7 protein-coding genes are annotated in these 13,060 nt (G+C 33.6%); all 7 read left to right on the top strand.

Going from position 1 to position 13,060, the window contains the following annotated elements; translation table 11 throughout:
* Positions 1 to 29 precede the first annotated feature (29 nt).
* Entirely contained in the window at positions 30 to 1,766 is a 1,737-nt protein-coding gene (locus EXD82_RS03080) for an ABC transporter ATP-binding protein (protein ID WP_142535450.1), read from the top strand.
* Positions 1,747 to 2,571: an energy-coupling factor transporter transmembrane component T family protein gene (locus EXD82_RS03075; protein WP_246081999.1), complete on the top strand. Its 825-nt coding sequence runs from the start codon at positions 1,747 to 1,749 to the stop codon at positions 2,569 to 2,571. Before EXD82_RS03080 ends, EXD82_RS03075 begins: the two co-directional genes overlap by 20 nt.
* Positions 2,572 to 2,602: 31 nt before the next feature.
* A complete protein-coding gene (locus EXD82_RS03070) occupies positions 2,603 to 3,400 on the top strand; it encodes a PHP domain-containing protein (protein WP_142535448.1) in 798 nt (265 codons plus the stop codon).
* Between the two features lie 88 nt (positions 3,401 to 3,488).
* The gene (locus EXD82_RS03065) at positions 3,489 to 4,313 is read left to right on the top strand and encodes a MurR/RpiR family transcriptional regulator (RefSeq protein WP_142535447.1); all 825 of its coding nucleotides are present in this window, start codon (positions 3,489 to 3,491) and stop codon (positions 4,311 to 4,313) included.
* Positions 4,314 to 4,463: 150 nt separating this feature from the next.
* Complete coding sequence (locus EXD82_RS03060) at positions 4,464 to 5,357, top strand: cation transporter (RefSeq protein WP_142535446.1); 894 nt, start codon at positions 4,464 to 4,466, stop codon at positions 5,355 to 5,357.
* Between the two features lie 87 nt (positions 5,358 to 5,444).
* Positions 5,445 to 7,091, top strand: a complete 1,647-nt coding sequence (hcp, locus tag EXD82_RS03055; RefSeq protein WP_330573690.1) for a hydroxylamine reductase — start codon at positions 5,445 to 5,447, stop codon at positions 7,089 to 7,091.
* Between the two features lie 331 nt (positions 7,092 to 7,422).
* The gene (locus tag EXD82_RS03050) at positions 7,423 to 13,053 is read left to right on the top strand and encodes a M60 family metallopeptidase (RefSeq protein ID WP_142535445.1); all 5,631 of its coding nucleotides are present in this window, start codon (positions 7,423 to 7,425) and stop codon (positions 13,051 to 13,053) included.
* Positions 13,054 to 13,060 lie beyond the last annotated feature (7 nt).

Genomic DNA, 13,060 nt, shown 5'->3' with positions numbered 1-13,060 from the left:
CAGAAAAAATAGCGGAGAGGAATGAAAAAATGAGTAACATAATAGAAATAAAAAACCTTACTTATTCCTATCCGGGATCATCTGAACCTATATTAAACAATATATCTGTAAATATAGAAAAAGGAGACTTTCTTGCAGTCATAGGAAATAACGGCTGTGGAAAGTCTACTTTATGTAAGACTATGAACGGTCTTATACCTCATTTTATAGCAGGTGATTATTCCGGAGAAGTACTTATAGATGGAGAAAATACAATAGATTTAACTGTTGGAAACCTTGCAAGAAAAGTAGGATATGTATATCAGGATTTTGAAAATCAGATAGTAAGACCGACAGTACTTGATGATGCATCATATGCATGTCTTAACTATGCGATGGATGATTATGAGCAGAGAGGAATGACAGCACTTAAGCAGTGTGGACTTGAAGATAAAAAAGATGAATTTGTGTGGCAGCTTTCAGGTGGGCAGACTCATCTTCTTGCGCTGGCGGGTGTTACATCTATTCAGCCTGATGTAATAATACTTGATGAACCGATAGCACAGCTTGATCCACGGCATGCGGACAAAATATATGAAGTATTGAAGGAACTTAATGAGAAATATGATAAAACAATAATAGTAATAGAACATCATACGGAATATATAGCAGATTATTGTAAGAATGTTTTATTTATAGATAAGGGAACAGCAAAGTGGAAGCTTCCTGTAAAGGAAGCACTTGCAAAAGTAGACGAACTTGAAGGATGCAATATATTTCCACCACAGGTTACGTCAGCAGCGAGAATGCTACAGAAGAAAAATATAATATCAGATAAAGAAAATCTACCTGTGACAATTGCCGATGGAATAAACAGTTTTTCAAAACTTAAATATAATAAAGAAAAAAATAAAGATGTAAAAGAATATAAACCAGAATCTACTGGTACTTCAGTGAGTTTTAAAGATGTGTCAGTATCATATTCCACTGTAAAAGGTGGAAGAAATAAAATATATAATGGACTTAATCTTGATATAAGAGAGGGTGAGAAGATAGCACTTATAGGATCAAATGGTGCAGGAAAAACCACTCTTATGAAGATGATGATAGGACTTATAAAAGCTGAAGGCGGAAGTATAACAATAGGTCAGGAAAATATAAACGATATGAATATGGATAAAATATCAAGGGCAATATCTCTTGTATATCAGAATCCGGAAGAGATGTTTATAAAGGATTCAATAGAATCGGATATAGCATATGCCATGAAAGTAAGAAACATAGAGGGATATGAAGAAAAGACAAGGGAACTTCTGGAAAGGTTTAATCTTACAGAACTTAAGGACAGAGATGGAAGGCTTCTTTCAGGAGGACAGATGAGAAGAGCGAGTCTTGCAATAGGTATAGCTCTTAAACCCGAAATACTGCTTCTAGATGAACCGACTGCAAATCTTGATATAGCAACAAGAAAGGAAATAATAAGAACACTTTCAGATATAAAAGATGCTACGAAAACTGTAATAATAGCAACTCATGATATGCAGCTTGTGTGTGAATGGGCAGATAGAATAATTGTCCTTAAGGGTGGAGAAGTTATAAAAGACGGAAACAAAGACGATATATTCGGAGATGAAAATGTACTTATAGAAACAGGAATAAGACCTCCTGAAATATTCAGTATGGCAAAGGCGCTTGATGAAAGCAGTCTATGCTACACAATAAAAGAGTTTGTTGAAAGTTTTGAGGTGATAGAAGATGGAAAAAATAATGAAAAAATTGTCGGATAATATAGTCGACAAAATTTCTATGGATTTTCTTAGAAATCAGATACTGAAAAACGCATACGGCAATACAGATACGGTAATAGCAGGACTTGATCCGAGAATACTTATAATGTGGTATCTTTTCTTTGGTATTGTTCCATGGTTTTCAAATAACCTTGTATTTCTTACAGGAGCATTTGTAATAGTTACAATAACAACTATAATGGCTCATATATCAGCTCTTGTAATATTCATATTCTGTATAGGTGTATTTTCACAGACTGGATATCTGTTTATAGTTTCTCTTTTATTTGGTGGTGATATAAGTACACTTATACCGCTTGCAATTCTTACTGTAAAAGTTGCAACAGTTTCTCTTGCATCTATAACAGTATTTTCAGGGCTTGATCCGGATAATCTTTCAAAAGGACTTATGTGGTTTGGATTTCCTGAAAAACTATCATTTTCTATATCATATGCATATAGAATACTTCCGATGCTTATAAAGGAATTTCAGAATATAATGCTTTCATATAAGCTGAGAGGAAATCCTCCGGAACACAGTAATTTCAAAGGGAAAGTAAAATATTTTATATATCAGATAAAAATAATAGTACAGGCATTTTATCCACTTATGCTTAATACAGCGAAAAAATCAAGAACCACTGTAGAGGCACTTGAAATAAAAGGGTATAGATATGCTGCAACTGACAAAAGAGTAAGAAAGATGAGACTTTCAACTCTAAAAATAGGATACAATGATATGATATTTATCTCTGCATCTGTTTTATGGGTATCTCTTACAATGCTTGTATCTACAATTATGTAATAAGTAAAACACAAAAAAGGAGATAATAATTATGTATATGGATTTTCACACACATGGAAAGCTTGCTAAAAAGCTTCCATTTTCAGAAATTTACACAGAATGGCTTTTTGGAGAAGCAAAAAAAGCCGGACTTGACGCTATATGTCTTACAGAACATTTTAATACAATACAGTTTGAAGATCTTTATGAATACCTTAAAAAAATAGGAAAAAGAGAGAATGACTGTTATGTTCTGGAAAATGGACTTAAAATTTTCACAGGAATGGAAACAGATATAAAAGAGGGTGGACATATATTATCAATAGGTCCTATAGAGTCAATAATAGAACTTAATAGAAAACTTGAGCCGTATAAAACTCCAGACAATTTCCTTCCTTTCAATAAGCTCATGGATCTTTTTTCAAACTATCCTGTAATAGTAGGTGCAGCACATCCGTTCAGAGAGGGCGGTCATATACCTGAAATAGACATAAATGAGCTTAAAAGACTTGATTTTATAGATATGAATGGAAAGGATATAGCAATAGATAAAGAGGGAACTCAAAAGAAAATATACGAATTTTCAAAGCAGATTGGAAAACCGGTTGTATCAGGAAGTGATACTCATCAGTCTTTCCAATATGGATGCATAAAAACAAAATTCTATGGTGCAGTTACAGAGATATCAGATCTTTATGAAAGAATTAAAAGTGGCGACTACAATATAGAAATAGATGAAAATGCAGGTTATAAAGTTAGAACAGCTTCTATTTTAAAGAAAGCATTAAAGGAAATACATTTTCTTGGAGGAGACTATGTTTCTATTCTTAAATGTGATGAGATAGTTTAGATTTATATTAAATTAGAAAGTATGTACAAAAGCATCCCTAATAAGTGGTATAATTCAGATAGATAATGAACTATACAGGGGTGAAAAGATGACATTTAATTTTGTCGATAAAAGTCTTACATATACAAAAGCGGAAGAGAAAATAATGGACTTTATAGAAAATAATACTGATGATTTTCTGTTTATGAATATAGGACAGGTTGCAAAGACTCTTGGAGTTTCCGATGCAACTGTATCTCGATTTGCAAAACATACAGGGTGTAAAGACTTCAAGGATTTAAAAATAAAAGTAAAAAATGAAAACAAAAGCGGTGGAGCTGCAAAAAAAATGTCTGAAGCCCTTCTGAAATCGGATGGATTCAATATAGATCACTGGATTGAACTTCAGAAAGGGTATATAGATAAGACAAGGGAAGTTATAGAAACATCTGAACTTGAAAAAATGGTTGAATTTATATCAGAAGCAGACAGAGTTTTTATACATGGTAAAAATGCATCATCATCACTTGCACAACTGATGATGTTCAGACTTAGAAGAATGGGAATAAATGTATCTATGATTCCTTCTGGTGGAAGTGAAATTGTAGAGGGAATTGCATCAGCAAAAGAAGGGGATGTCATAATAACCTTCTGTCTTTCGAAGATTTCAAAGGAATCAAAAATGATACTTTCATACGGAAGAGAAGCAGGATATAAAACGGTTGTATTTTCAGGAAAAAAATACAGAAATGAAGAAGAAAAGGCAGATGCAAATATATTTGTATATAGAGGAGAGGAAGACGAATATCATTCTATGACTACTCCTGTTATAATTATAGATGCAGTAATACTGGCTGTTTATGAAAAGATTTCAAAAAAGGCCGAAGAAACATTGAACAATATTCATATACTTAAAAAAAAGTATAAAAAATAATAAAAAGTCTCTTTATCGTATTTGAAATATGCGGTGAAGGGGCTTTTTTGGATAAATGACAAAATATTCTGTATATGATATAATGTTTGTAATAATATCCTGGCTAATATGCGTATATACGCATAAATATAAATAGAATAGGGTGAAACTATGACAAAAACCGAAAAAGTAGAGAAGAGGATATTATGGCTCTCATTTGCAGCAGGTGTAGCAACTGTAATAGCAGAATTTGCAATGGCTATATATACAGGATCGCAATCCGTACTTATGGATGCTGCATATGATTCATCAGAGCTCATAATTATAGGGCTTACGCTGTTTCTTACACCGCTTTTTCACAAACCAATATCCGAAAAAAGGCCATTCGGATATGCTCAGCTTGAATCAGTTCTTATTATAATAAAATGCTTTATGATTCTCGCTGTGACAATAGGTCTTACAATAAACAGTATTGAAATAATACTGTCGGGTGGAAATAGAGTCGATACATCTCAGATAGGGATTTTCCAGGTTGGTATGGGATGTGTAGGGATTGTTATACTGATATTTATGCAGATGATGAACAAGAAGATATCATCTCCAATAGCAGATATAGAAATCTATGACTGGAAACTTGATATAGTGTACAGCTGGGGGATGGCAATTGCATTTACGGCGGCAACACTCATCGAAAAAACATCTTTTGCCTGGATGTCAGCATATTTTGATCAGGTTATGGCAATAATAGTAGTCTTTGCTATGATGCCTGAGGTTATAAGAATGCTTGTGAAATCGTTCAAAGATGTATTTCTTTTCTCACCAGAAGATGAGGTTATGGATGAGATAAAAGAAAAGTCAGAGCCGATTATGGAAAAGTATGGTTTTGAAACAGAGTTTTTTGACGTGACAAGGACGGGAAGAAGAATATGGATATCTGTATATTTTAGTACCGAGGAAAAATATGTATCAATAGACGAGATTAATATGGCAACCAGAGAAATAAAAAAGGAAATGAATGAAATCTTTGAGCACTGTGAATGTGAACTCGTAATAAATACTGATTAAAAATACAATTTACGTTGTTTATACAACATATTTATACTTCTGTATATGTTATTATTTGATTAACATAAAAAACAGGAGGATAAATAGATGAATATAATAGATAATAAAATGTTTTGCTTTCAGTGTCAGGAGACAGCTGGATGCAGTGGATGTACAAAAGTAGGAGTATGTGGGAAAAAACCTGAAACAGCAAAAATTCAGGATATGCTTGTATATGTTACAAAAGGGATATCTGAAGTAACCACTCTTCTTAGAAAAGAGGGAAAAGAGATATCAGAAAATGTAAATCATTTAATATCACTGAATCTTTTTGTAACAATAACAAATGCAAACTTCGACGATGAAGCTATAATGAAAAGAGTAAAAGATACTTTAAATCTGAAGTCAGAGCTTTTAAAAGAGGTGTCAGATAAAAATTCGCTATCAGAGCATGCCCTTTATATGGAAGCTGATGAATCAGAGATAATGAAAAAAGCTGAATCTGTAGGAGTTTTATCTACAGAAAATGAAGATATAAGAAGTCTTAGAGAGCTTATAACTTATGGTCTTAAAGGGATGGCTGCATATCTGAAACATGCAAACGCACTTGGAAAAGAAAAATATGAAATAGACGCTTTTCTTCAGGAGACACTTTCAAAAATGCTTGATGACAGTATAGGTGTGGATGAACTTGTAGCGCTTTCTCTTGAAACAGGAAAGTTTGGAGTAGATACAATGGCACTTCTTGATGCGGCAAACACAGAGGCATATGGAAATCCTGAAATAACAAAGGTAAATATAGGAGTAAGAAATAATCCGGCTATACTTGTATCAGGTCATGACCTTAGAGATCTTGAAATGCTTCTTGAGCAGACTGAAGGAACAGGAGTAGATGTATATACTCACTCTGAGATGCTTCCTGCACATTATTATCCAAAATTCAAGAAATACAGCCATTTTGCAGGAAACTATGGAAATGCATGGTGGAAACAGAAAGAGGAGTTTGAAACTTTCAATGGACCTGTGCTTTTCACTACAAACTGCATAGTTCCGCCAAAGGGAAGTTATATAGATAGAATATATACTACTGGAGCAGTAGGATTTACTGGATGTAAACATATACCAGGAGAAATAGGCGAGTACAAGGACTTCTCTGAAATAATAGAGCATGCAAAGAAATGCCCTCCTCCAACTGAGATAGAAACAGGAGAAATAGTAGGTGGATTTGCTCATAATCAGGTTCTTGCGCTTGCAGATAAAGTAGTTGACGCTGTAAAATCAGGAGCAATCAGAAAATTTATAGTTATGGCCGGATGTGATGGAAGAAGTAAAGCCAGAAACTACTATACTGATTTTGCAAAAGCACTTCCAAAGGATACTGTTATACTTACTGCAGGATGTGCAAAATACAAATACAACAAACTTGAACTTGGGGATATAGGTGGAATACCTAGAGTTCTGGATGCTGGACAGTGTAATGATTCATACTCACTTGCTGTTATAGCTCTTAAATTAAAAGAAGTGTTTGGACTAGATGATATAAATGAGCTTCCTATATCGTACAATATAGCGTGGTATGAACAGAAAGCGGTAATAGTTCTTCTGGCGCTTTTATACCTTGGAGTTAAAAACATACATCTTGGACCTACTCTGCCGGCATTCCTATCACCAAATGTGGCCAAAGTACTTGTAGAGAATTTTGGCATAGCGGGAATAGGAACTGTTGAAGACGATATTGAACTTCTTGCAAAATAATTGAATATAAAATAATTGACTGCATAGAGCATATATTGTGATCTATGCAGTTTTATTTTTGAAAAAATAAAATAGTAATATTATATTGAATGGTTAAATTTTGAAAAATGAGAAAATAGTAAAAGAAATTTTGATTACTGACATAAACTTTAAAAATAATAATAAAACACAAACATTAGTTAAATAAATATTAAATTTAGTAAAAAATAGATAAATTTATTTTGCAAAATAAAGAAATTTATGATATAAACTATAGAAAGTGGGTATAGAAATAAACTATAAATACAACTTAAATCATCTATAAAACAATTCAAATAAATAGGAGGTAAAAATGAAAAAGGTAATATCTGGTGCTTTGGCAGCAGCGGTAATAGCAGGAAATGTACCGCTGAATGTAATGGCTGAAGAAATAAACCTAAGTACAGAATTAACAGGAGAAAATGCTAATACGGTAAATGAAAGTAAAATAACAAAAAGTGGAAAGCTTGAAGTTGATATAAATCTTGAACTTCCTGTAGTAAATGAAAATAAGGCAGGAATAAATATAAATCTTAAAAAAGAAAAAGATATAATTGCGGAAATGGAGCTTGGTTCTGAAATAAAATCAAGTTCTATTTCATATAATGATAAAACAATAAACTATACAGTAAAAGCTCTTGCTCATGACAGAGTAACAGAAGTAGAAGACGGAGGAAAGGTATATTACTACAGAGTAATATTTGATGGATTAGAAGCTGGAAGCGACTGTGCATATAACATAGGTATAAATGGTGTAGGTTTCTCGGGAATAGCTTCTAATGTTATTTTGGATACATATTCAAAAAGAGTAGTCATAAATAATACATTAGTTACAGTTGGCAAAGAAGAAGATAGAAAAAATGGAGCTATGCTTTTTGGAGATATAGATAACAATAAAAAAGTAGACAGAATGGACTATGATGCAGTATATGAGAGTATAGGAACGTACAAAGCAGAGTATGATATAAATAGAGACGGTAAAGTGAATATACTTGATCTTACATACATAAAGAAAAATATGGGTAAAACAGCAGGTTCTCCTACAATAGAGGATACAGACCCAATAATAGATACAGAAAAAGTTACACTTTCATCGGCTGCTGGACAGAAAATAACAGGGAGTAGTGAAGATTTATTTTCTGATACAGAGGGAAGTGTACGGATATCTACTGGTGATACTGTGATAAGCAAGAATAATCCAGCAAAACTGGATATAGATCTTTCTGGAATAGGAAGAAGTGCAGTTGAGATGGAGCAGATAGTCATAAAATCTGGAACAAATGCACCTTCAGCTGGAACAGTAGAAGTCGATGGAAAGTCATACAGTTTTGGAAGTGAAAATTCAGAAACTGATAGTGGAGCTGATACGGGAATTGTATCAAGAACTACTGTTAGAAACGGTGATATAGTTATAAACCTTCAAGGTCAGAAAGCAGTATCGAAAATTACCATAAATGTAACTGCTACAACTGGAAATGATAGAAATCTTGTTGAAATAGCTAAGGTAGAATTTTTAAATAACGTATATAAAGAGCTTCCAAAACCGGAAATGAATATACCTGAGATAACATCAGTAAAAACATCTACAAAAGTTGCTCATGAAAGTATGGAAATAAATTGGAAGCATGAACAGAACGTTACAGGATATGAGGTAAAGGTAGAAACAATAGACAGCTCTGGAAATGGTACAGGAACAAGAACTTTCAAGACTTCAGAAAACAGCATTAAGGTAAGAGATATAAAAGCATATGCAAGATACAGAATAAGTATTCAGTCTCTTAATGGTGAATGGAAAGGTGGATACAAGGAAGCCGACGAGAATGATAAAAATGGAGTTATAGACAATATAGAAAATGATTCGATAGCATCTGGAAACTATGTGCCAAAGACATTTGATCCAGACGGAATAATAAATATACTTGTTGTGCCGGATGAAAAGCCGGAACCACCAGAAGGTATAAGCGTAAAGGGTAAATATAAATCTATTGATGTAAACTGGAAGGCGCACAACTCGGCTCAGAGCTTTGATGTGTATTACAGAAAAATGGGAGCTTCTGAGACAGAATTTAAAAAAGCCAATACAGAACCTATAGTTAATAAAACATCTTATACAATAGGAAATCTTGAAGATGGAGCAACATATGAAATAAAACTTACTGCAACAAACCATCTTGGAACAAGTGGTATGTCTCAGGGAGTAACAGGAAAGACAAGTGCAATAAGAATACCTAATACATCAAACTATAATCTGATAAATCTTCCAAATGGTCAGAATGAACTTATGCAGCATGTAACATCTGTTGAATTCCCTAGAGCAGCAGCAAATGAATATCTTGATATATTCGATGAGGACTGTGTAGTAGACAACGATTATACTACAGCCTGGGCTCTTAATAACTGGGACGGTGGAATAAACTCAAGAATTGGACCTATAGTTACATTTGACCAGAAATATACTATGGATACAATAACAGTTGTCACAAGAGGAGACAATCTTTCTACATCTGTGTGGAGAGGAATTATAAAAGTATGGAATGATGAAACAAAAAGCTGGGAAGAGCATGAAGCATCTGTATACAATAGAAACAACAATGGAAATTATACTATATTAAAGCTTAATAAACCTGTAACAACAAATAAAGTTCAGGTAAATATAGGTGGATATGCATATACTCAGATAAGTATAGCGGAACTTAAATTCTATAAATACGACAGCATAGAAAAAGATGTAAAAAATCTTTTCAAAGATGAACTTCAGATAGAGCTTAGAGATGATATGGAAAATCCTGTAACTCAGGATGAAATAGATGCTCTTAGAGAGAGACTTAATACAGAAGATCCGAATACAGGAGAATATCACCCGGAAAAAACAACTCTTATGAAAGAGATTCAGGTAGCTGAAGACTTATTAAGAGACAAAGAAGTTTCAGAGGATGTTATAACTGTGGATCCACTTATAAATAATAGTGGAACAAATACAGGTTATGGAAATGATTGGCAGGCGCTTGGATATACTGCAAAAGCAGGAGATACAATAAATGTATATATGGCTACAAGTGATGAGTCTAAACAGGTTTGGTTTGGATATGAGCAGCACTATGCTGAATCTGGATCTTATATGTCAAAAGAAAAAATAGTTCTTAAGCCAGGGAAAAATACTATACAGATAGATAAACTTACAGATCTTAATGTTGAAAAAGGCGGAAACTTATATGTAAGATTCCCATATAGTGTAGATAGTTCAAATGTAAATATAAAAATAAGAGTAAGTGGAGCAAAGAAAACTCCTCATCTTAATCTGAATAACTATCTAGATGATGTAGATTATCTGGTAAATAATAAAAACAATAACGAAGATCCAAAGGTAAAAGCAGTTAAGGATAAGATTAGAACATATATAACAAAACTTGATACTCATGTGTCTACAATGCAGAATGAATACAAAGCAGGAGCGACAGAAGAGGACAATACAAATAATATATACTCATATGACGAGAAAACATCTATACTAAACTCTACTAATATAGAGGGAGACAGATTTACACTTACACTTCCTGCGACAGAAGTATACAAAGGAATCAAAGATGGTGCATCAGGTATAGACGCTCAGGTAGATAAACTTTATGATACAGTTCTTGCATGGGAGCAGATTATACAGATAACTAATGCAAAGAAAGGTGTATACGAAAAAGTTGCAGACTTCAATGGAAATGGAGAGGTAGACAGCTCTGATAATGCTGAATACAACAGAAATAAAGCATCTAGAAACAGAGTAAACGTAAAATACCAGAGAATGTTTATAGGTGCATTTATGTATGCAAGTGGACATCACGTCGGCGTTGAAATGGGAAGTGCAGCAGATCTTATGAATGGTGTACCATTTAAATTTGATGAAAGTGGAAATGTAACAAATCCTGACGAGGCTAAACTTTTCGGATGGGGAATAAGCCACGAAATAGGTCATAAGGCCGATATAGGAAGTAGAACATACAGCGAGACAACAAATAACCTTCTTGCACTTATAACTCAGACATTCGATGGAAAAGATAAATCGAGACTTGATGAAAACAAAACATATGATAGCATATACAAAAAAGTAACAAGTGGAAGTGTTGGAGTATCTCAGGATATAAATACTTTACTTGGAATGTTCTGGCAGCTTCATCTTGCATATGAGCCAGGAAATACATCACAGATGTTAAAGAATAACAGTGATAATAATCCTAACAACGATTCTTACTTTGCAAAGATGAACAGAGCATACAGAAATACAGCAAATGAAACAAGTGATAAAAATCAGCTTCTTATAAGAAGAGCATCTGATGCAGCTGGAAAAGACCTTAGAGCATTCTTTGCAAGCTGGGGAATAATAGCGGATGAAAGTACAAGTATATATCTTCAGCAGAAATTCCCGAATGCAGAAGACAAGGAAACGAGAAAAATACAGTATCTTAACGATGAAGCCTTCAGAAAGAGACTTGAAGGTGTAACAGACATGTCAGAGGATACTGCAGTAGAAGCATCTTTTGTAGGAACAACACCTGGAAGTACTGTAAAGAGCGATTCTGTTAAAATATCAATGAATGTAACAGGTGACAAAGACAAGATACTTGGATACGAGATAATAAGAAGTGACGGAAACTATTTTGATGGAGAATCAAATCATGTAGCATATAGACCTGTTGGATTTGTAAATGCATCAGCTGATGGAAGTGCGACTTTCACAGACAGCATATCTCCTATTAACAACAGAACAGCTACATATAAAGTAGTAGCATACGATTATAACTTAAATGCTACAGAGGAATACGAAATAGGAAGCATAAAATTCAGCCACGATGGAAATATAGATAGTTCAAAATTTGTACTGAAATCAAATCTTACATCGGATGAAACAAATGAAAATAGCAACAGACTTGACAATATAAAAGATTCAGATTCAGCGACATCATTTAAGGGAAGAAAGCTTACAGCTTCTGAATACAACAATGATCCTCATAAAGTAGATGATATAAATGTAAATGCTGATCCGTATATAGTTATGGACCTTCAGGGAAGCAAATCTATAAGTGGACTTAAGTATACTAAATCATCAGATGCGGTTAGCAGATTCTCATTAAAGAGACTTTTCAGTAGAAATACATCATATGAAGCTATATCTTCTTATGAAATACATATAAGTAATGATAATAAGAACTGGACAAAGGTATCTGAAGGAAAATTCGATTTTGGAAATCACACTATCATAGGTGGTGCAGATGATGAAAATACTGCAAAAGTATTATTTAATAAAAACGGAAATCTTTACACTTATGATGCCAGATATGTAAAATTTGTTGCAAAAGGAGCTACAAATATAGATATAGCTGATATAGGACTTATAGGTTCTACAGGTGACAATATAGAAATAGGAGCTATAAACTCAGAGAATGGAGAAAGAACAAACGGTATAGGAAGACTTGAAAGTGATTTTGTAGTACAGGCAGATAATACTCCGGATGACGGAAAGGATGATACTGTAAAAATACCAGCAGGATCTATAGTAATAACAGGTGAGTACAAAGGAAATCCGGCATTTAACGTACCACTTCTTATAGATGAAAACAACAGAACTATAAGTGGAGAAGCAATACTTATGGCAAATGTACCGGATGATTCACCTCTTGGAAGTGTAGCAGATGGAAAATGGATATACTGGATACCTGCTGAAAAATATGAAACTCTTACAGGAAGAGTAAAGGCGGAACTTTACAGATACAACGAACTTAACTCTGAGGGAGCACCTATAGGACAGAGACTTGTAAGTGATACTCTTTATGTTGAAATAGGGGCTGGAAGTTATGAGGAACTTCCAACAATAAAACTGGAAAATTCAGGATTAACAAAATCAAACTCAAAAGCTACATATGTAAATACTGATATAGCAGTTCGCGAAGATAAATAGGTTTATA

Origin of the sequence: Peptacetobacter hominis (assembly GCF_006861675.1) — a bacterium.
GTDB lineage: Bacteria > Bacillota > Clostridia > Peptostreptococcales > Peptostreptococcaceae > Peptacetobacter > Peptacetobacter hominis.
Note: the sequence above shows the minus strand (reverse complement) of the source record. Positions and strands in the feature narration are given on the sequence as shown.